This window comes from Sphingopyxis sp. GW821-FHT12F08, assembly GCF_058806755.1.
On record NZ_JBXAQA010000008.1, the window covers coordinates 62,065 to 81,114 of the forward strand.

18 protein-coding genes are annotated in these 19,050 nt (G+C 68.1%); 10 read left to right on the forward strand and 8 right to left on the reverse strand.

From position 1 onward, the window contains the following. Positions 1–41 precede the first annotated feature (41 nt). The 6 genes from AC1RNQ_RS20065 to AC1RNQ_RS20090 all read right to left on the reverse strand — a co-directional run bounded on the left by AC1RNQ_RS20065 (position 42) and on the right by AC1RNQ_RS20090 (position 4,943). Positions 42–617 (reverse strand): superoxide dismutase family protein, encoded by a 576-nt coding sequence (locus AC1RNQ_RS20065; RefSeq protein WP_493174037.1) that lies wholly within the window; start codon positions 615–617, stop codon positions 42–44. A 77-nt stretch (positions 618–694) separates the two neighbouring features. Beyond that, positions 695–2,005 carry a UDP-glucose dehydrogenase family protein gene (locus tag AC1RNQ_RS20070; protein WP_493174038.1) on the reverse strand — a complete coding sequence of 437 codons (1,311 nt, stop codon included), beginning with the start codon at positions 2,003–2,005 and terminating at the stop codon, positions 695–697. A 330-nt stretch (positions 2,006–2,335) separates the two neighbouring features. Continuing rightward, positions 2,336–2,761 carry an ExbD/TolR family protein gene (locus AC1RNQ_RS20075; protein ID WP_493174039.1) on the reverse strand — a complete coding sequence of 142 codons (426 nt, stop codon included), beginning with the start codon at positions 2,759–2,761 and terminating at the stop codon, positions 2,336–2,338. Positions 2,762–2,796: 35 nt separating this feature from the next. Beyond that, positions 2,797–3,318, reverse strand: coding sequence for an ExbD/TolR family protein (locus tag AC1RNQ_RS20080; protein WP_493174041.1), 522 nt, complete (start codon positions 3,316–3,318; stop codon positions 2,797–2,799). Between the two features lie 94 nt (positions 3,319–3,412). Further along, positions 3,413–4,219, reverse strand: coding sequence for a MotA/TolQ/ExbB proton channel family protein (locus AC1RNQ_RS20085; protein ID WP_493174042.1), 807 nt, complete (start codon positions 4,217–4,219; stop codon positions 3,413–3,415). Positions 4,220–4,286: 67 nt separating this feature from the next. Next, positions 4,287–4,943 (reverse strand): energy transducer TonB, encoded by a 657-nt coding sequence (locus tag AC1RNQ_RS20090; RefSeq protein WP_493174044.1) that lies wholly within the window; start codon positions 4,941–4,943, stop codon positions 4,287–4,289. 266 nt (positions 4,944–5,209) lie between these two features. Between AC1RNQ_RS20090 and AC1RNQ_RS20095 the strand changes: the two genes are divergently transcribed. The 3 genes from AC1RNQ_RS20095 to AC1RNQ_RS20105 all read left to right on the forward strand — a co-directional run bounded on the left by AC1RNQ_RS20095 (position 5,210) and on the right by AC1RNQ_RS20105 (position 8,641). Further along, on the forward strand, positions 5,210–6,091 hold the full coding sequence (locus AC1RNQ_RS20095; RefSeq protein WP_493174046.1) for a hypothetical protein: 882 nt from the start codon (positions 5,210–5,212) through the stop codon (positions 6,089–6,091). Between the two features lie 174 nt (positions 6,092–6,265). After that, on the forward strand, positions 6,266–7,597 hold the full coding sequence (locus AC1RNQ_RS20100; RefSeq protein ID WP_493174047.1) for a homoserine dehydrogenase: 1,332 nt from the start codon (positions 6,266–6,268) through the stop codon (positions 7,595–7,597). Positions 7,598–7,813: 216 nt separating this feature from the next. Further along, the gene (locus tag AC1RNQ_RS20105; protein ID WP_493174049.1) at positions 7,814–8,641 is read left to right on the forward strand and encodes a hypothetical protein; all 828 of its coding nucleotides are present in this window, start codon (positions 7,814–7,816) and stop codon (positions 8,639–8,641) included. Here AC1RNQ_RS20105 and AC1RNQ_RS20110 read toward each other — a convergent pair. After that, a complete protein-coding gene (locus tag AC1RNQ_RS20110) occupies positions 8,638–9,069 on the reverse strand; it encodes a hypothetical protein (RefSeq protein WP_493174050.1) in 432 nt (143 codons plus the stop codon). The genes AC1RNQ_RS20105 and AC1RNQ_RS20110 overlap by 4 nt on opposite strands. A 141-nt stretch (positions 9,070–9,210) precedes the next feature. Between AC1RNQ_RS20110 and glpX the strand changes: the two genes are divergently transcribed. The 3 genes from glpX (at position 9,211) to AC1RNQ_RS20125 (ending at position 12,491) form a co-directional block, all read left to right on the forward strand. After that, complete coding sequence (glpX, locus tag AC1RNQ_RS20115; protein ID WP_493174052.1) at positions 9,211–10,182, forward strand: class II fructose-bisphosphatase; 972 nt, start codon at positions 9,211–9,213, stop codon at positions 10,180–10,182. Positions 10,183–10,348: 166 nt separating this feature from the next. Then, positions 10,349–11,674 (forward strand): alginate export family protein, encoded by a 1,326-nt coding sequence (locus AC1RNQ_RS20120; protein ID WP_493174054.1) that lies wholly within the window; start codon positions 10,349–10,351, stop codon positions 11,672–11,674. A 73-nt stretch (positions 11,675–11,747) separates the two neighbouring features. Next, positions 11,748–12,491: a hypothetical protein gene (locus AC1RNQ_RS20125; protein WP_493174056.1), complete on the forward strand. Its 744-nt coding sequence runs from the start codon at positions 11,748–11,750 to the stop codon at positions 12,489–12,491. A 140-nt stretch (positions 12,492–12,631) separates the two neighbouring features. On the opposite strand, the gene AC1RNQ_RS20130 is transcribed toward AC1RNQ_RS20125, so the two are convergent. Further along, positions 12,632–13,117: a flavodoxin family protein gene (locus tag AC1RNQ_RS20130; RefSeq protein ID WP_493174058.1), complete on the reverse strand. Its 486-nt coding sequence runs from the start codon at positions 13,115–13,117 to the stop codon at positions 12,632–12,634. Between the two features lie 65 nt (positions 13,118–13,182). Between AC1RNQ_RS20130 and AC1RNQ_RS20135 the strand changes: the two genes are divergently transcribed. Genes AC1RNQ_RS20135 through recJ form a run of 4 tightly spaced genes read left to right on the forward strand, consistent with a single transcriptional unit; the run spans position 13,183 to position 19,037 of the window. Next, a complete protein-coding gene (locus AC1RNQ_RS20135) occupies positions 13,183–15,144 on the forward strand; it encodes an alkyl/aryl-sulfatase (RefSeq protein ID WP_493174060.1) in 1,962 nt (653 codons plus the stop codon). A 25-nt stretch (positions 15,145–15,169) separates the two neighbouring features. Then, positions 15,170–15,703: a PH domain-containing protein gene (locus tag AC1RNQ_RS20140; RefSeq protein ID WP_493174062.1), complete on the forward strand. Its 534-nt coding sequence runs from the start codon at positions 15,170–15,172 to the stop codon at positions 15,701–15,703. Beyond that, a complete protein-coding gene (locus AC1RNQ_RS20145; protein WP_493174064.1) occupies positions 15,700–17,274 on the forward strand; it encodes a PH domain-containing protein in 1,575 nt (524 codons plus the stop codon). Before AC1RNQ_RS20140 ends, AC1RNQ_RS20145 begins: the two co-directional genes overlap by 4 nt. Further along, positions 17,271–19,037: a single-stranded-DNA-specific exonuclease RecJ gene (recJ, locus tag AC1RNQ_RS20150; protein ID WP_493174066.1), complete on the forward strand. Its 1,767-nt coding sequence runs from the start codon at positions 17,271–17,273 to the stop codon at positions 19,035–19,037. The genes AC1RNQ_RS20145 and recJ overlap by 4 nt, the downstream gene beginning before the upstream one ends. The last annotated feature ends 13 nt before the right edge of the window (positions 19,038–19,050 follow it).

Here is a 19,050-nt window from a genome sequence, read left to right on the forward strand (position 1 = left end):
AACCGATAGCGGCCCCCGCCTGCGCGGGGGCGACGTGATAATTACCCCGCCCGCGCCTTAATCACGCCGCAGACGATGCGGTCGCCGCTGTTGCCGCTGGGGTCGGTCTTATAATCGTCGGGCTTGGCGTGGATGATGAAGGCCGCGCCGTCGGCGTCGAGCAGCGCGCCGTCGCCCGACAATCGCGAGCCGACGAGCCGCAGCGTCGCGCGGCCGATGGTGTCGGGTTCGATCACGAGGTTGGGCATGTCGCCGTGATGCGCGCCCATCGGGTTGTCGCGGCCATGCTGGACGTTCGTCGGGTTCCAGTGCGGGCCGGCGGTCGTATATTTGGGCGTGTCGCAGCGGCCGACGGTATGGACATGCATGCCATAGGTGCCGGCAGCGAAGCCGCGCGCGACGAGTTCGAGGCGTAGGCCGTCGGTGTCGCGGTAGATGTCGACGCGGCCGCGATCGGCGCCGCGCGCGTCGAACAGCGGTGCACTGGCGTCGGGGAGGGGCAGGTTCGACGCGGGATCCTTTTTCTTGCCCAGCAAATCGCAGCCGCCGAGCGCGAGCGCCGACAGCGCGCAGGCGCCGATGGCGAGGTTACGGCCCATGGTCGAACGCATCGTCATTCACTTGCTCCCCGGAAAGATCGTCGGACTCGCAATGCCGCGGCGGCGGATTTGTTCCATCCATCGCGACGATGCCCCTATTCGCCGCCGGTTCCAATAGCGATGTGGCGGAAACCGTGGCGCACGACTTCGTCGCGGCGATAGACGTTGCGCAGATCGACGAGCAGCTTGTCGGTCATGCCCGCGCCGAGCCGCGCGAGGTCGAGCGCGCGGAAGGCGTCCCATTCGGTGACGATCGCGACGGCATCGGCGCCCTCGGCCGCGGCATAGGCGCTGGCCTTCATCTCGACCTCGGGCATCATCGGCGCGGCGATTTCCATGCCCTCGGGGTCGTAGGCGGTGACGCGCGCGCCGGCGTCGAGCAGGGTCTGGACGATCGCGAGGCTGGGCGAATCGCGCATGTCGTCGGTGTTCGGCTTGAAGGTCAGCCCGAGCAAGGCGACGGTCTTGCCGCGCGCATTGCCGCCGAGCGCGGTGACGATCTTGCGCCCCATCGCGCGCTTCCTGAGGTCGTTGGCGAGCACGGTCGCCTCGACGAGGCGGAGCGGGACGTCATTGTCCTGTGCCGTCTTCAAGAGCGCGAGCGTATCTTTCGGGAAGCAGCTGCCGCCGTAGCCGGGGCCGGCGTGGAGGAATTTGCCGCCAATGCGGTTGTCGAGCCCGATGCCGCGCGCGACGTCCTGCACCTCGGCACCGACGGCTTCGCACAGGTCAGCGATCTCGTTGATGAAGGTGATCTTGGTCGCGAGGAAGGCGTTGGCGGCATATTTGATCATCTCCGCGGTGCGGCGGCGGGTGATCAGGATCGGCGCTTCGTTGAGGAAGAGCGGGCGATAGACTTCGCGCAGCACCGCCTCGCCGCGAACGTCCTCGGCGCCGATGACGATGCGGTCGGGACGTTTGAAGTCGCCGATCGCCGCGCCCTCGCGCAGGAATTCGGGGTTCGACGCGACGCTGTGCGACCGCCCCGGCGCGCCTTCGCGCAGGATGCGTTCGACTTCGTCGCCGGTGCCGACGGGCACGGTCGACTTGGTGACGATCACGCAGTCGTGCGTCAGCGTCGCGGCGAGTTCCTCGGCGGCGCCGAAGACGTAGCTGAGGTCGGCGTGGCCGTCGCCGCGGCGTGAGGGAGTGCCGACCGCGATGAACACCGCGTCGGCGCCGGCGACCGCGGGCGCGAGTTCGGTGGTGAAGGACAGGCGGCCCGCGGCGACATTCGCCGCGACGAGCGCGTCGAGCCCCGGTTCGTAGATCGGCATGCGCCCCGCGTGCAGCGCGTCGATCTTCGACGAATCCTTGTCGACGCATACCACGTCATGGCCGAAATCGGAGAAACAGGCACCCGAGACGAGGCCGACATAGCCCGTTCCGATCATGGCGATTTTCATGCTGCTACCTTTGCTTCTGGGGGCGGCGCGTCTTTAGGGCGAATGGGGGGAAAGGAAAAGCGGTCATATCGGGGCGGAGATCGCAATGGCGGCTTTGGGGTGGGGAGCTGCCGTTGCGGTTCTTCCCTTCGTCATCCCGGACTTGATCCGGGATCCGCCTTTTTCTTCAAGACAAGGCAGACCCCGGGTCGAGCCCGGGGTGACGGATGAGGTTTACGCTAACGTCCCGTCCCGCCCGAAACCCGCCATCGACCGCGCCGTCCGCCCCAAAGGGAAAGGGCCGCGAATTGCTTCGCGGCCCCTGCCTTTTTCACGCGATCCGATCAGCGATCAGAAGACGCGCGCATATTGTTCGTTGCCGACGAAGCCGAGCTTGCCGACGCCGCTGCGCTTGATCACCGCCATCACGCGGTCGACCACGATGTAGCGGGCATAGGGGTCGGGCTGAACCTGGAGTTCGGGCTCGACCGGCAGCGCCTTGGTCTGGAGCAGATAATTTTCGAGCTGCGCCAGATCGACCGGCGTGCCGTTCCAGGTGATCGTCCCGGCGGGGTCGATCATCACCTTGTTCTTTTCCGGATCGACGTTGCTTTCGGCGTCGGTCGGGACCGGCAGGTCGATCTTCACCGCGTGGGTCTGGACCGGGATGGTGATGATGAACATGATGAGGAGCACGAGCATGACGTCGATCAGCGGCGTCGTGTTCATCTCCATCATCGGTTCATTTTCGTCCCGATCTCCAACTGCCATGGACATGCGATTATTCCTTCATAGCTTGTGACGGAACGCCGTCAGAGACGACCCACCGTACCCGAGCCAGGAGCCGGTTCGGAAATGAACCCGATCTTCTGGAAGCCGGCATATTGCATCGTATAGATCACACCGCCGATGCACTGATACGGCGTGTTGACGTCGCCGCGGATGTGCACTTCGGGGAAATTTTCCTCGGTGATGTTTTCGACGCCGCCGATGTCGGCGATCAGGTCTTCGAGCTTCTTTTGCCCACGTTCCAGCAGCACCTTCGAATCGACCGGGGTCTGGCCCCAATAGACTTCGCACGCGGTGCTTTCGGGATTGGGCTCGCCGTCGCCGTCGGTGTCCGCCGAGCGGACCGACAACAGCACATTTTCGGGCTTCGTCGTCGTCACCTCGAACGCCACGTCGGGCAGCTTGAGGTTCACCGTCTCCAGCACCACGGGAACCGTGATGAGGAAGATGATGAGCAACACAAGCATGATGTCCACGAGCGGCGTCGTGTTGATTTCGGACATTGGGGCGTCTTCGCCGCCCTTATCGCCTACACTCATCGACATAGGATCAGCATCCTGTCACAAATAGTTTCACGGGACGATCCGGCCCCCGAAGCGCCGCCCGGAGGCGGCGGCGACGGGCGCCGGACGGTCGATCTTACTTCTTCGGCGCGGCAGCCGGCGCGGCCTTGGCGGCGGGGGTCACCGGCTTGACCTGGCCACCCGACATGATCGAGCCGAGAACGTCGTTCGAGAAGGTCGACAGACGGCGGGCGATCGCCTTGTTGCGGCTCTGCAGCCAGTTGAAGGCGAGCACCGCGGGAACCGCCACGATCAGACCGATGGCGGTCATGATGAGCGCTTCACCGACCGGACCGGCGACGGTGTCGATCGAGGCCTGACCCGATGCACCGATCTTCACGAGCGCGCGAAGAATACCGATAACGGTACCGAACAGGCCGACGAACGGCGCGGTCGAACCGACGGTCGCGAGGAAGGCGAGGCCGCCGTTGAGCTTCGAGTTGATGTGGTTCTGCGAACGCTCGAGCGTGCCGTGCATCCAGTCGTGGGCTTCGACGGGGTCGGTCAGCTTGTTATGCTCTTCGTTGGCACGCAGACCGTCTTCGACGACCTGGCGATAGGCGCTGTTCTTTTCGAGCTTCGCCGCACCTTCGGCGAGCGTCGGCGCGCGCCAGAAATTGGCGTCGACGGCCTTGCCCTGGTTCATCACCTTATTCTGTTCGAACAGCTTGGTGAACAGGATGTAGAGCGTGCCGACGAACATGATCAGCAGGATGAGGAAGGTGAGCTGCGAGACGACGCCGCCTTCGCAGAGCGCGGGGACGAGACCATAGGGGCTCGTGCCTTCTTCCTTCACGCACATCGACGCGGGCATCAGGCTGAGGCCGGCATCGTGGGCGGCCGCGGGTGCGGCAGCAGCGGCATTTGCGATCAGATTAAACATACTGGAAATTCCCTCTCAAAGTCCGAAAATCGAGAAACTTGGATATGGAGGCGGATACCTGCGCCGATCAGCGCGGGATCTGCCACCGGATACGATTGCTGTACGAGCCGCCCGTGGGGTTGCCCGCACGGTCCTTGCCCGGATTGAACCGGCCGCGGCGCGTGATGAGCTTGCAGGTCTCGGCATCGAGGTCGGCATGGCCGCTCGACGCGGTCACGTCGCACGACGTGATGCGGCCTTCGGCGTTATAGGACACGCGGAACCCGGTCGTCCCTTCGCGCTCTTCGCGCATGGCACGGGCCGGATAGTCGTCGTTGGTCGCCCAGCGGCCCGGATTGCCGCGCGGCGTACCGGCGGCGCTGAGATCCGGAGACGGCGGCGGCGCCGGCGGAGCGGGCGGAATATATTTGGGCGCCGGCGGAGTCGGCGGCGGGGTCGGCACCGACTGCACGGTGTTCGTGCTCACCGGTGGCGGAATCGGCGACGGCGGAGTCACGACCGGCGGCGGCGGCGGCAGGACATTGTCCGGCGGCGGCGGCGGCGGCGGCTCCTCGGGCGGCGGCGGCTCTTCGACGTCCACCACGTCCAATTTCTCGGCAAGCTTCTTGACGATACTGATGTTCAGGCCGTTAACCAGGCCGTAGCCCAGAACAGCGGTGAACAGACCGACCAAGACGATTGCCACTACCCTGTTTTTAGGGTCGACATTATCACCATAAGCCATTCAGGGACGACGCTCCTTGCTAGATCATCCTGACACCAATCCATACCGACGGGGGGAGTTGCCAAATGCCCGGATGATTTCCGATGCGTTCCGCAGACCCGGCGGGCTAGCGTCCGGCTGTTCTGTTCTTACCGGCCGCTTCGTCGCACGTCCTATCGCGGTGGCGGCGAGTTCGCAAACCCTTTATCAGCGGTTAATGTGGGGCGCGCCATGATGGCACGCCGCCGGTGCAACCGGTGTCAGAGACCGAGCAAAAAGGACCAGCCATGCGTATCCTCCTCCCCGCCACCCTCGCTGCGCTGGCCGGCTTAAATGCTGGAATCCCGGCCGTTTCGGCGATGCAGGCGCCGGCGGCGGCCGCGCCTGCCAGCCCGTACAGCTATGCCGACATCGCCGACATCGCCACCATCGCGCCGATGGCGATCCACGCGCGCGTCGCCTCTGCCAGCGCGCTCAAGCCCGAGCGCGCGCCGGGCGTCGCGGCGGGGCACAGCCGAATCTATGTCGAGGCCGACGTGATCAGCCTGATTCGCGGCAGCGGCCCCCTCGCCGCGCGCATCGCTTACCTGGTCGACCTGCCCAACGCGGCGAACGGCAAGCCGGTCAAGCTCAGGAAGAAGCAGCCGGTGCTGCTTTTCGCGCGCCCGGTCGCGGGCGCCACCGCGGGCAGCAGCAACACCGGCAGCGTGCGGCTGGTCGCGCCCGACGCGCAGCTGCCGTGGGATCCCGCGACCGAGGCGCGGCTGCGCGCGATCCTGACCGAGCTGGTCAAGCCCGGCGCGCCACCGGCAATCACCGGGGTCGACAATGGATTCCACGTCCCCGGCACGCTGCCCGGCGAGGGCGAGACGCAATTGTTCTTCAACACCGCGACGGGCGAGCCGATGTCGCTGACGATCCTGACCAGCGCCGACGGGTCGCGGCGCTGGGCCGCGGCGTTCGGCGAGATCGTCGACGGATCGGCCGCGGTGCCGCCGCGCGACACGCTCGCGTGGTATCGCCTCGCCTGCGGGCTGCCGCGCCAGCTGCCGCTGGACAAGCTCGCGGGCACCAGCGCCGCCGATCAGCGCAAGGCGGCGTCGGACTATGCGGTCGTGCTCGGCGCGCTCGGCGACTGCACGCGGACGAGGAAGGCGCCGGGGAATTGATTTTCTGAAGGCGGCGCCGGCCCGCTCCCCCACCCGGCCTCCCCGACGATAGTAGCCTGGGGAGGCCGGGTGGGGGAGCGGGCCGGTGCCGCGCGCTTCCGCGCAGCGGAAACGACAGCTTGTTTCGTTCCGAAAAGCCGATAGGGGCGCTGGCATCACTATAGGAGTGCCCGCATGTCGCCTTCGCCTGCCCCCGCTGCCCCCCGTCCGCCGCTGCGCGTCGCGCTCGCGGGGCTCGGCGTCGTCGGCGGCGGGGTCGTCAAGCTGTTGCAGGCGAACCGCGAGCTGATCGCGCGGCGCGCGGGGCGGGCGGTCGAGATCGTCGCGCTGTCGGCGCGCGACCGGCACAAGGACCGCGGGGTCGACCTGTCGCCCTATCGCTGGGAAGACGACCTCGGCGCGCTGGTCGCCGCCGACGATGTCGACGTCGTCGTCGAGATGATCGGCGGCGCCGACGGCATGGCGCTGACGCTGGCGCGCCACGCGCTGGGTGCGGGCAAGGCGCTGGTCACCGCGAACAAGGCGATGATCGCGCATCACGGGCTCGACCTCGCGCGGCTCGCCGAGGAAAAGGACACGCCGCTGAAATATGAGGCCGCGGTCGCGGGCGGCATCCCGGTGATCAAGGCGATCCGCGAGGGCGCCTCGGCGAACGAGATCGCGCGGGTCTATGGCATCCTCAACGGCACCTGCAATTATATCCTGACGCAGATGGAGCGGAACGGTGCGAGCTTCGCCGACGCACTGACCGCCGCGCAAGCCGAGGGCTATGCCGAGGCCGACCCGACCTTCGACGTCGACGGGATCGACGCCGCGCACAAGCTGTCGATCCTCGCGGCGCTGTGCTTCGGGACCCGGCTCGACATCGACGCAGTGACGACGAACGGCATCCGGGACATCATCGCCGCCGACATCCGCGAGGCCGAGGCGCTGGGCCACCGCGTCCGCCTGATCGGCATGGCCGAGCGCGACGGCGGCCAGGGCAATGGGGCGCTTTATCAGCATGTCCAGCCGTGCCTCGTCCCCGCCGACCACCCGCTCGCCTATGTGCCGGGGTCGCTCAACGCCGTGGTCGCCGAGGGCAATTTCGTCGGCCGGCTGTTCTTCGAGGGCGCGGGCGCGGGCGCGGGGCCGACCGCGTCGGCGATCGTCGCCGACATCATCGACATCGCGCGCGACGAATATGGCCCCGCCTTCGCGATGCCCGTCGACGCGCTCGACGCGGCGCCCAAGGCCGACGCCGGGGGGCGCGTCGGCAAACATTATGTCCGGCTGGTGGTCGAGGACCGCATCGGCGTGCTCGCCGAAATCGCCACGGCGATGCGCGACGCCGGCGTGTCGATCGAAAGCTTCATCCAGCGCGGCACCGACGACCAGGACGGCGTGGTGATCGCGATCGTCACCCACGAAGGCCCTGCGCGCGCGATCGCCGCGGCGCTGACGACGCTGGCGGCGTCGGAGCATGTCGTCGGCGCGCCGATGCACATGCCGATTCTGGCGTTGTAGCATCCAAATCCTCCCCGCCCCGCGGGGAGGTGGCAGCGCGACGCGCTGACGGAGGGTGGTGGCGCCCTTGCGCAGCGTAGCGTCAGGCCGCCAGCCCCCTCCACCACCCGCTTCGCGGGCGGTCCCCCTCCCCGCGGGGCGGGGAGGATTTCAGGCTCGCTTGCAATCGCCCTTTCCCCTGTTACCCATGGCGCAGGGAACAACGGGGGCGTATTGATGGACATCGAGATCGGACGCGGGCTGGGCGAGGCGCGCCGGCTGGCGGGCGAGCATTGGCAGGCGCTGCTCGCTTATGCCGTGCTCGGCGTCGTGCTGCCCTATCTGTTGCTGTCGAGCGAGCCGATCTTCAGCCTGCGCAACCTGATGGCGATCGCATCCGATCCCTGGACCTATCGTGTCGGCGGGTCGATCACCGGGCCGCTCTACCTGCTGGGCATCGTCACGGTGATCGTGATGGGCGCGATGCTCGCCGCGTGGAACGCGCTGCTCGCGGAGATGCGCGAGGGCTATATCTCCGAGATCATGTACGGGATGGTCGCGGGCTTCGCCTATCTGCTCGCCTATGTCCTGCTCTATCTGGTCGTCGCGCTGGTGCTGATACTGCCCTTCGTCCTCGCGATCGGGACGGCCGAATGGCTGATGGCGGGTCCGCTCGTCACGGCGATCCGCCAGATTGTCTATTCGCTGCTCGGGTCGTGGCTGCTTGCGCGCTTCTGCCTCGTTGGCCCGATCATGGCGGCACGCGGATCGCTTGAGCCCTTTTCGCCCTATGTCGAATCGTGGCGGCGCACCGCGAACAGGCAGTGGTGGCTGTTCGGCTTTTTCCTGCTCTACAACATCGCCTTCGGGATCGCGTTCGCTGCGCTGGGCGCGCTGCACGGCTTCGTGATCGCGACCAACGCGCCGGGCGGGCTGGTCGAGACGCTGACGAGCATCGGCTGGGTGCTGTTGTTCGGCGTCTATTTTGCGGCCCAGCTGCTGGTCCCCGCGGGCCTGTACCGCGCGTCGGAACCGGGAACCAAGGCGGCCGAGGTCTTCGCCTAGGGTTTTTCTTCCTCGGCGGGCGGTGGGACGCCGGTTTCCGGGTCGGTCGCGCGCTTCGCCATTTCGTAGAGATGATTATATTCGGGGCCGGGTTTCATCCGGCCGCCCAACGACATCCAGTTATAGGGCAATCGATCGAGCGTCATCGCACTGACCGGCTGGTGCGGGATGCTGTCCTTGGTCGAGGTGCCGATCCCGGCGATCGCGCGCAGTTCGGGCGACAGGCGGTGGCGGTCGGTGTCGCTGCCGCAGACCTCGATCGAGCCGTCCTCGGCAGGCTTGCAGCGCCTGATCGGATCGACCAGCTCCTTCGCCTTCGCCGCGGCGCTTTCGGCATCGACGCGCGGCTTGGGCGCGGGCGGGCCATAGACCGGCGCGGCGGCGGGCGGCGAGGCGGGCGGCGCCTCCTGCGCGGCGGCGGGCGTCATGGCCCACGTCATGAGGAGGACACAGGCGGCGGCGAAAGCCGCGGCGAATCGCGCGATGGTTTCTCGACAAGCGGCGTTACCGACCATATGGCGCCCACCATGCCGACGGGGCGGAACAAGTAAAGACGGAGAGTGAGCGACATGACGAAGACCGGCAGCAATCTCGACCGGGTGCTCGTGCTCGAAATGGTGCGCGTCACCGAAGCCGCGGCGATCGCCGCCGCCAAGCTGATCGGGCGCGGCGACGAAAAGGCGGCCGATGCCGCCGCGGTCGAGGCGATGCGCGACGCGTTCAACGACCTGTATATGGACGGCACGATCGTCATCGGCGAGGGCGAGCGCGACGAGGCGCCGATGCTGTTCATCGGCGAAAAGGTCGGCAATGCGCCGGGCAAGGGGCCGAAGATCGACATCGCGGTCGACCCGCTCGAAGGCACGACGATCACCGCCAAGGCGGGGCCCAACGCGCTCGCGGTACTCGCGATCGCGGAAGAAGGCTGCCTGCTCAACGCCCCTGACGTCTATATGGACAAGCTGGCGGTCGGCCCCGGTTACTCGCCGAACATCGTCCATTTCGGCAACAGCATCCGCGAGAATGTCGAAGCGGTGGCGCGCGAAAAGGGCTGCAGCGCCCGGGAGATCATGGTGTGCGTGCTCGACCGGCCGCGCCACGAGGCGATGATCGCCGAGCTGCGCGCGCTGGGCTGCGGCGTCGCACTGATCCCCGACGGCGACGTCGCCGGCGTGATCGCGACGACCAACCCCGAGACCAATATCGATATCTATATGGGCAGCGGCGGCGCGCCCGAGGGCGTGCTCGCGGCGGCGGCGCTGCGCTGCGTCGGCGGGCAGTTCAAGGGCCGGCTGCTGTTTCGCAACGACGACGAGCGGCGGCGCGCGGCCAAATGGGGCGTCGAGGACCTCGACCGCGTCTACGACCTCGAGGACCTCGCCAAGGGCGACGTGATCTTCGCCGCGACCGGGGTGACCGACGGGTCGCTGCTGCGCGGGGTGAAGCACCGCCGCGACGGGGTGATGACCACCGAGACGGTGGTGATGCGCGCCTCGTCGGGCACGGTACGCTGGGTGACGGGCGAGCACCGGCTGGGGTGAGACGGGTCGCGGCCGCCCGGTGACCCGGCGCCAGCCGTCCCCGCTTGCCGCCGATGGTCATTCATCCTAGGGTGAATCCACCGGGGCGATGCAACCTCCCGGACAAGCGCCTTCGCGCTCAAGCGTTGCCTGTTTGTCTCCGAGTTCCGGAGATGAGGAGGTTTGCTTGCGATATCTCTCCCTTCCCCTTTTCCTCGCCTTTTCGGTCCCCGCTTTTGCCGAGGACGGGCTGACCGTCACGGGGAGCGTGCGGCTTCGCTACGAAAGCATCGATGGCCAGGCGCGAACCGGCTTCAACGAATCCGACGACCTGCTGAACCTGCGCACCATCCTTGGCGCCGAATATCGCAGCGGCCGGTTTCGCATCGGCGGCGAGCTTTACGACAGCCGGGTCTATGGCGGCGATCCAGGCACCCCGGTGACCACGGGCGAGGTCAATGCGGCCGAGCTCGTGCAGGCTTATGTCGGGTACGAGATTCCGGGCGCGTTCGGCAAGGAGACACGCCTCGGGCTTCAGGCGGGCCGCTTCACGCTCAACCTCGGGTCGCGCCGCTTGGTCGCCGCCGACGACTATCGCAACACCACCAACGGCTATACCGGGCTGAGCGCCGATCTTGGCCTCGGCGGCGGCACGTCGGCGACGCTGATCTATGCGCTGCCGCAGGTCCGCCTGCCCGACGATCGCGCGTCGATCGACGACAATGAGGTGCGGTTCGATCGCGAGAGTTTCGACCTTGTCCTGTGGGGCGGACTGGCGACCCAAAGGCTGGGCGACAAGGGGCCCGCGCTGGAATTCTCCTTCTATCATCTCGGCGAGCGCGACGCACCGCGACGCCCGACGCGCGACCGGTCGCTCGACACCGTCGGGCTGCGTTTCTATCGCGACCCCGCGCCGGGCCGCTGGGATTATGAGAGCGAGACCATCCATCAGGTCGGGACGATCAGCAGCAGCCTGATACCAACCGCGCCGTCGCAGGGCGTGTCGGCATGGTTTGCGCATCTCGAGGCGGGATACAGCTTTCGCCATCGCTGGTCGCCGCGGTTGTCGCTGGAATTCGACTATGCCAGCGGCGACGGGCGCGGGGCGAAGTTCGGGCGCTTCGACACGCTGTTCGGCATGCGCCGGGGCGAGCTCGCACCGGCGGGGCTCTATAACGCCATCGGCCGCGCCAATCTGGTCTCGCCGGCGCTGCGCCTCGAGATGGCGCCTTCGAAACGGCTCGACAGCTTCATCGCCTATCGTCCGCTGTGGCTCGCGTCGCGCTTCGACAGCTTCTCGACGACCGGCGTTCGCGATGCGAGCGGCGGTTCGGGGCGGTTCGCGGGGCATCAGGTCGAAGCCCGGCTGCGTTACTGGCTGATCCCCAAGCGCCTGCGGCTCGAATGGAGCGGGCTGCTGCTCGCCAAGGGACGATTCCTGCGCGACGCCCCCAACGCCCCGCGCAATGGCGATGCGATCTATAACAGCTTCAATGCTACGGTGAGTTTCTGAGCGGGCCATCGCCAGGGCGTGCTTGCCTCGCAACTCCAGCTGTATTATTATTACAATACAGTTGGAGTATGTGATGCTGTCGCTGTTGCTCGCCCTTGCCGCTCCCGCCGCCGATCTGCGGCCGGTGCATCATTATCGCCGCACCAACGGCGACGGCAGCGAGGCCGAGGATATTTACGTCTTTGCCGAAGCGCCGGGACGCGTCGCGGTGATGAAGGAAAAGTCGCGCTGCACCAACGCGGCCTATGTCACCGCCGAGATCGATCGCGCGAGCGGGCAGGCGGTGGCGCTGGTCGGCGGGCGGCTGACGCGCGAATTGACGCAGGAGGCTTTTGCGTGGCTGACGACGAGCGCCGACGGCGGCCGGTTGCAGGTCCGCGCCGGCACGCGCGATGCGGCGCCCGCTTTCGATGTCGCGGTGCGTTCGCCGTGGCGGGTCTATGATTTCGATTTTGCCGATATGGCGGCCTATCCGCCGAAGGAGATCGGGGCAGGAGCGAGTTTTTCGTTCGACCTGCCGCTGATCCTGAGCACCGACGACGGCTTCGATTTCACCAATCGGGGGCGGATGACCTTGTCCGGGGCGAAGCGCACGCGGCATTTCGGCGGGCCGGCGGTGCGTTATCGCGCTTCGGGTGCCGCCGGGAACGGGAGCTTCTGGTTCGATACGCGGTCGGGGGTGCTGCTCGAGGCGCGATTGCCGCTCGCGAACCATAAAGAATATCGCGATTTCCGGCTGCGGCTGATCCGGACCGGCTATGGTGAAGCGAGCTGGAAGGCGAAGCTGGCCGATCATTGGCGGGGGTGTGCGGAATGACACGATCCTCCCCCGACGGGGGAGGGGGACCACCCGCAGGGTGGTGGAGGGGCACATGCGGTCGGGCGCGGTGCGCGCCTCCTGTGCCCCTCCACCATCTTCGATGGTCCCCCTCCCCGTTCCGGGGAGGATCGGCTTTTTCAGAATATCCCCGCCGCCAACCCCTCCGCCAGCGCAGCCCCCAAGTCGCGCGCTTCGGCGAGGCGGCTCTCCGGGATCGTCTTGGGCGCGAGGATCGCTTCGGGGGTCTGCGCCGCGGTGTTGACGATCATCGGGTCGGCGACGCGCTTGAGCCGCCAGCCGGTGGCGATGCGGTCGAGCTGGCGCTGGGCATTCTCGCCATCCGACCCGGCGCAGATGATCGTCGCATAGGGGCGGCCTTCGAGCTTGCCCAGGCACGGATAATAGTTGCGGTCGAACATCTCCTTCATCGCGCCCGACAGCGCGGCGAGATTTTCGGGGCCGACGAAAAGATAGCCGCCGGCCGCGAGCAGGTCGCCCGGAGTCACATCCGCCGCCACGACCAGCCTTGCCGCCTCCGCCCCCTCGGCGGCGGCGCGCGCGAGGGCTTCGCTGCCGCCGGTGCGGCTGTGCCAGGCGATCAGGAGGTGCGGCGCGTCGGTCATGCGCCGATGCTTGCCAAGCCGCGGCGCGGCGCGCAAGCTGCCCTCCAAAGAGGGGGAGACATGTCATGCGCCGATTGACGCTGCTGCTGCTCGCGGCGAGCCTGCCGCTGACCGCCGCCGCGCAGGACGCGGCGAGCGAGGCAACGCGTACCGCGCAGGCCGAGCTGGCGAAGCGCCTGCCGCTCGATGACCCGCGCGACATGGCCAATGCGACGCGCGGCAAGCTCGCCGAGATTCCGGGCGGGGTGATCCTGACCAGCGACGGCAAGACGGTGTGGGACCGGCGGCCCTATGCGTTTCTGAACGCGGCCGAGGCGCCCGATACCGTGAACCCGTCGCTGTGGCGGCAGGCGCGGCTCGACGCGGTGCACGGGCTGTTCGAGGTGGTGCCGGGCAAGATCTGGCAGCTGCGCGGCTATGACATCTCGGTGATGACGATCATCCGCGGCAAGTCGGGGTGGATCATCGTCGATCCCTTGCTGTCCGAGGAAGCCGCGGCGGCAGGGTGGAAGCTCTTTGCCGACACGGTCGAGGCGAAGGAGGGCAGGAAGCCGATCAGGGCGGTGATCTTCAGCCACAGCCATAGCGACCATTTCGGCGGGGTCGGCGGCATCGTCACCCCCGAGCAGGTCAGGAAGGACAAGATCCGCATCGTCGCGCCGCACGGTTTTTCGGAGGAAGCAACCGCCGAAAATGTCCTCGCGGGGACCGCGATGGGGCGGCGCGCACTCTATATGTTCGGGTCGATCCTCGCGCCCGGGCCCGCGGGGCAGGTCGACACCGGGCTGGGGCCCAAGCTGTCGTCGGGCACGATCGGCTATATGGAGCCGACCGAGACCCTGGGCGAACAGGGGGGCACGCTGACGATCGACGGGCTGGCGTTCGACTTCCTCGACGCCGGCGGGACCGAGGCGCCGTCGGAGTTCGTCTTCTACATTCCCGCCTATAAGGCCTTGCATACGACCGAGGTGGTGACGCACACGCTGCACAATGTGCTGACCCTGCGCGGGGCGCAGGTGCGCGATGCGCTGCACTGGTCGAAGGTGATCGACGCCACGCTGGTCAAATGGGGCGGCAAGGCCGAGGTGGCGATGGCGTCGCACCACTGGCCGACGTGGGGCGCCGCCGAGGTGAGCGACCTGCTCGCGAACCAGCGCGACGCCTATCGTTATGTCCACGACCGCACGCTCTTTCTCGCCAATCGCGGCGCGACGCTGCACGAGCTCGCCGACCAGACCGCCGAGGCGCCGGTGCAGGGCCGCGATTTTGCGACGCGCGGCTATTATGGCACGCTGAACCACGACATGAAGGCGGTCTATCAGCGCTATTTCGGCTGGTGGGACGGCAATCCCGCCAATTTCAACCCGATCCCGCCCGAACAGTCGGCACCCAAATATGTCGAACTCGCCGGCGGCGCCGACAAATTGCTGTCGACGGGAAAGAAGGCCATTGCGGCGGGCGAGTATCGCTGGGCGGCCGAATTGCTGAACAAGCTGGTGTTCGCCGAGCCCGAGAATAGGGATGCGCGGTCGGCATTGGCCTCGGCATACGACCAGCTCGGCTATCAGGCCGAGTCCGGAGCGTGGCGCAACTATTATCTGGCGGCCGCCGCGAGCCTGCGCGGCAATGCGGTCGATGGCGTGTCGGGTAATGGTCAGAGCCGCAGCTTCGTCAGCGCGATCCCGACCGCGGTGTTTTTCGACGCACTCGCGACGCGCTTCGACGCCGCCAAGGGCAGCGGCCTGAAAGGAACGTTCCAGTTCGTTTTGCCCGACAGCAAGGAGACGGTCGCGGTGGTGGTCGGCGGCGGGGTCGAGTTCCCGCGCTATGGCTGGACCGACCCCGCGCCGACCGCGACGATCAGCATCGACCGCAAGACGCTCGACGACGTCATGCTGGGGCAGGCGCAATTCCCGGCGCTGATGCAGTCGGGCGCCATAAAGATCGACGGCGACCGAATGGCATTCCTGTCGTGGTTCGCGCTGCACCCGCCCGCCGACCCGCGTTTCAATGTGGTTGTCCCCTGACCCCCCGACCGACTAACGGAGCATCATGACCGACACCGTCGCCCCCGCGCACCCGACCGACCCCTTCGACCCCGATGCGAGCAACGCGGTCGAGGGGCTCGACCCCGTCGACCGGCGCTATGCGCATGTGCTGCGCGTCACGACCGCGCTCAACATGGTGCCGCTGGCGATCGCCGCGAGCGTGTTCGACGCGCTGCTGATCCGGCATCTCGAAGGGCCGTACGGGCTGATCACCGCGCTCGCCTGGCTGATCGCGATCGTGATGATCGTCAGCTTCCCGGCGCGGCGCATGCAGCGCTGGGGCTACCGGATCGGCGAGGGGCAGCTGCGCGTCGCGCGCGGCTGGATGTTCCGCACCGACACGATCGTGCCCTTCGTGCGCGTCCAGCATATCGACGTCGGGCAGGGGCCGGTCGAGCGCTGGTTCGGGCTGTCGCACCTGATCGTCCATACCTCGGGCACGCACAACAGCACGGTCACCCTGCCCGGCCTGCCCGCCGACCTGGCCGCCGCGATGCGCGAGACGATCCGCCGCCATATCCAGACCGATTTCGCATGAGCGAGAGTATCACCGCCGATCCTGCCGCTGCCCCGCCCGTTGCCCCCCCACCCGCCGGCGACGATGCCGACTGGCAGCGGCTGCACCCCGCGACGCTGGCGCTGGCGATCGTCAAGCTGGGGCCGCGCAGCATCAACTTTCTGCCCGCGGTCGTGGGGTTGGGCGTGGTCGGCAAATGGATCTGGATCGTGCCGGCGGTCCTCGCCTATCTCGTCATCTCGCTGGCCTTTGCCTGGTTGAACTGGCTGCGCTTCCGCTTCCTCGTCGGCGACGACGCGGTGGTGATCGAGAGCGGGGTCCTGTCGCGCCAGCACCGCACCATCCCCTTCGACCGCATCCAGGACGTCGGCATCGAACAGGGGCTGGTCGCGCGCGCGCTCGGCATCGCCAAGGTCGGGTTCGAGACCGGCGCGGGCGGCGCGGGCAAGGAGAATGAGGCCAATCTCGACGCGATCTCGCTCGAAGCCGCGCAGGCGCTGCGCACGACGATCCGCGCGCATCGCAGCGGCGCGGGGGCGGCGCCCGCGGCTACGGCGGCGGCTACGGTGGGCGATGCGGCGCCCGTCGCTGCGCCTGCCGAAGAGGAGGACCGGCTGCTCTTTGCGATGGGGCCGCGCCGGCTGCTGGTCGCGGGGCTGTTCAACTTCTCGCTCGCCGCGCTCGCGGTGGTCGGCGCGGCGATGCAGTTCTTCGACGACCTGCTGCCCTTCGACTTCAACATGTTCGATCCCGGCGACTGGATCGACCTAGCGGGGCAATATGGGCTCGACCAATGGGTGATCGCGCACCGCTGGGTCGCGGGGCTGGGCGCGCTTTTCTCGCTGCTGCTGATCGGCTTCGTCAGCGGCATCGCGACGATGGCCTTCGCGAACTGGGGGTTCCGCCTGGCGCGCGAGCCCAAATCGCTGCGCCGCACGCGCGGGCTGACGACGCGCACCGACGTCGCGATCCCGGTGCGCCGCGTGCAGGCGGCGATCCTCGTCACCGGCTGGTTCCGGAAACGCTTCGGCTGGCACCAACTGCGGCTTCAGAGCCTGGCGAGCGACGGGGGCAAGGAGAAGGACCATGAGGTCGTCCCCTTTGCCAGGCTGGCCGAGATCGACCCGGTGCTGGCCGAGATCGCGATCGCGCGGCCGGGCGACGACGCGGGCTGGCAGCATAGCCACCGCATCGTCGCGCTCGGCGGTTTTGTCGGTGCGACCGGCGCGACGCTCGGCGGGCTGACCGCGGTGTCGTTCGGGCAGCCGCTCGGCTGGCTCGGGCCGATCATCGGCGTGCTGATCGCGCTGGGCTCGTTGTTCGGGGCGCGCTTCCACCGCTGGGTCGATCTGGGCGACCGCGTCGCGATCCGGCGCGGCATGTGGAAGCCCAAGACGACCCTGCTGCCGCACGCGTCGGTGCAGAGCGCCGACCTCAAGACCGACTTCATCCTGCGCCCGCTGGGCCTTGCGACCCTGGTGTTCGGGGTGCCCGGGGGCAGTTCGCTCGCGAGCCATGAAATCCCGGCGATCCCGCGCGGCGTCGCGGAAGAGTTGCGCGCACGCATCCTGACCGCCAAAGCACGGGCATGACCGACACCGCTCTGGGTATCACGCGCTCGATCGCCGGGCAGCCGTGGCATTGGCGCCGCGCGAGCGCCGATATGGCGTCGGAGAATCTGGCGCCCGACGACCTCGTCACGCAATTGCTGCTCGCGCGCGGGGTGCCGCGTGACGATCTCGATCGCCAGCGGGTGCCGACCTTGCGCGGCTTCATGCCCGACCCGGCGCTGTTCAAGGACATGGATGTCGCCGCAGCGCGCCTCGCCGACGCCGTCGAGGATAGGCAAGCGATCACCATCTTCGGCGATTATGACGTCGACGGCGCAACCTCCGCGGCGCTGCTCGTGCGGCTGCTGCGCGACCTCGATGTCCCGGTCGGCGCCTATATCCCCGACCGGCTGATGGAGGGCTATGGCCCGTCGGGGGCGGCGCTGGTGAAGATCGGCGAGGCGGGATCGAAGCTGGTCGTCACCGTCGATTGCGGCGCGCAGGCGTTCGAGGCGATCGCCGAGGCCAATGCAGCGGGGGTCGAGACGATCATCGTCGACCATCACCAATGCGCGACCACGCTCCCGGCCGCCTTTGCGGTGGTGAACCCCAACCGCCTCGACGAGGTGCCCGATGCCGCGATGCACGGCAATCTGGCGGCGGTCGGGGTCGCCTTCCTGCTCGGCGCAGCGCTTCTCCGCGAGCTTCGCACGCGCGGCTTTTTCGCGAATCGCAGCGAGCCGGTGCTGATCGAGCTGCTCGACCTCGTCGCGCTCGGCACCGTCGCCGATGTCGCGCGGCTGACCGGCTTCAACCGCGCGCTGGTGACGCAGGGGCTGAAGATCATGGCACGGCGCGGCAATATCGGGCTCGCCGCGCTGATGGACGCGGCGCGGCTGACCAAGGCGCCGACCGCGACCGACATGGGCTTCGCGCTGGGGCCGCGGATCAACGCGGGCGGGCGCGTCGGCAAATCCGACCTCGGCGTGCGGCTGCTCACCACGTCGGACCCCGACGAAGCGGCGGAGATTTCGCAGGAGCTCAACCGCCTCAACGAGGAGCGCCGTGCGATCGAGGCCGGCGTGCTCGACGAGGCGATGGCGATGAGCGAGCGCGCCGCCAACGCGCCGGTCGCGATCGTCGCGGGACCCGGCTGGCACCCCGGGGTGATCGGCATCGTCGCGGGGCGGCTGAAGGAAAAGCTCCATCGCCCGGCGATCGTGATTGCGCTGGACGAGGACGGCATCGGCAAGGGGTCGGGGCGCTCGATTTCGGGCGTCGACCTGGGCGCCGCGATCCTCGCCGCCAAGGAATCGGGCCTGCTGATCGCGGGTGGCGGGCATGCGATGGCGGCGGGGCTGACCGTCGCGGCGGACAAGCTCGATGCGCTCGGCGCTTTCCTCAACGAACGGCTGGCGGCCGACGTCGAGCGCGCGAGCAGCGACCGCGCGCTGCTGATCGATGCGGTGCTGGCGCCGCGCGGCATCTCGCCTTTGTGGTGCGAGGCGATCGAGAGCGCCGGGCCGTACGGCGCCGGCTGGCCCGCGCCGCGCGTCGCGACCGGACCGGTGCGAATCGTCGAGGCGGGGATCGTCGGCACCGACCATGTCCGGCTGATCGTGTCGGGCGACGACGGCGCGCGCTTCAAGGCGATCGCCTTTCGCAGCGCCGAGACCGAGCTGGGGCAGACCTTGCTCCACGCGCGCGGGCGCAAGCTCTGGCTCGCGGGGCGCGCGAAACGCGACGATTGGGGCAGCCGCCCCGCCGCCGAGCTGCATCTCGAGGATGCCGCCTGGGCCGATTGACCATGGCGGCGCA

Bases quoted from the DNA above. Each gene is read 5' to 3' on its own strand.
- AC1RNQ_RS20135 (WP_493174060.1), top strand. From the start codon at position 13,183: ATGCGCCGATTGACGCTGCTGCTGCTCGCGGCGAGCCTGCCGCTGACC.
- AC1RNQ_RS20065 (WP_493174037.1), bottom strand. From the start codon at position 617: ATGACGATGCGTTCGACCATGGGCCGTAACCTCGCCATCGGCGCCTGC.
- AC1RNQ_RS20085 (WP_493174042.1), bottom strand. From the start codon at position 4,219: ATGTTTAATCTGATCGCAAATGCCGCTGCTGCCGCACCCGCGGCCGCC.
- recJ (WP_493174066.1), top strand. From the start codon at position 17,271: ATGACCGACACCGCTCTGGGTATCACGCGCTCGATCGCCGGGCAGCCG.
- AC1RNQ_RS20075 (WP_493174039.1), bottom strand. From the start codon at position 2,761: ATGTCCATGGCAGTTGGAGATCGGGACGAAAATGAACCGATGATGGAG.
- AC1RNQ_RS20145 (WP_493174064.1), top strand. From the start codon at position 15,700: ATGAGCGAGAGTATCACCGCCGATCCTGCCGCTGCCCCGCCCGTTGCC.
- AC1RNQ_RS20140 (WP_493174062.1), top strand. From the start codon at position 15,170: ATGACCGACACCGTCGCCCCCGCGCACCCGACCGACCCCTTCGACCCC.
- AC1RNQ_RS20100 (WP_493174047.1), top strand. From the start codon at position 6,266: ATGTCGCCTTCGCCTGCCCCCGCTGCCCCCCGTCCGCCGCTGCGCGTC.
- AC1RNQ_RS20110 (WP_493174050.1), bottom strand. From the start codon at position 9,069: ATGACGCCCGCCGCCGCGCAGGAGGCGCCGCCCGCCTCGCCGCCCGCC.
- AC1RNQ_RS20090 (WP_493174044.1), bottom strand. From the start codon at position 4,943: ATGGCTTATGGTGATAATGTCGACCCTAAAAACAGGGTAGTGGCAATC.
- AC1RNQ_RS20080 (WP_493174041.1), bottom strand. From the start codon at position 3,318: ATGTCGATGAGTGTAGGCGATAAGGGCGGCGAAGACGCCCCAATGTCC.
- AC1RNQ_RS20125 (WP_493174056.1), top strand. From the start codon at position 11,748: ATGCTGTCGCTGTTGCTCGCCCTTGCCGCTCCCGCCGCCGATCTGCGG.
- AC1RNQ_RS20105 (WP_493174049.1), top strand. From the start codon at position 7,814: ATGGACATCGAGATCGGACGCGGGCTGGGCGAGGCGCGCCGGCTGGCG.
- AC1RNQ_RS20095 (WP_493174046.1), top strand. From the start codon at position 5,210: ATGCGTATCCTCCTCCCCGCCACCCTCGCTGCGCTGGCCGGCTTAAAT.
- AC1RNQ_RS20130 (WP_493174058.1), bottom strand. From the start codon at position 13,117: ATGACCGACGCGCCGCACCTCCTGATCGCCTGGCACAGCCGCACCGGC.
- AC1RNQ_RS20070 (WP_493174038.1), bottom strand. From the start codon at position 2,005: ATGAAAATCGCCATGATCGGAACGGGCTATGTCGGCCTCGTCTCGGGT.
- glpX (WP_493174052.1), top strand. From the start codon at position 9,211: ATGACGAAGACCGGCAGCAATCTCGACCGGGTGCTCGTGCTCGAAATG.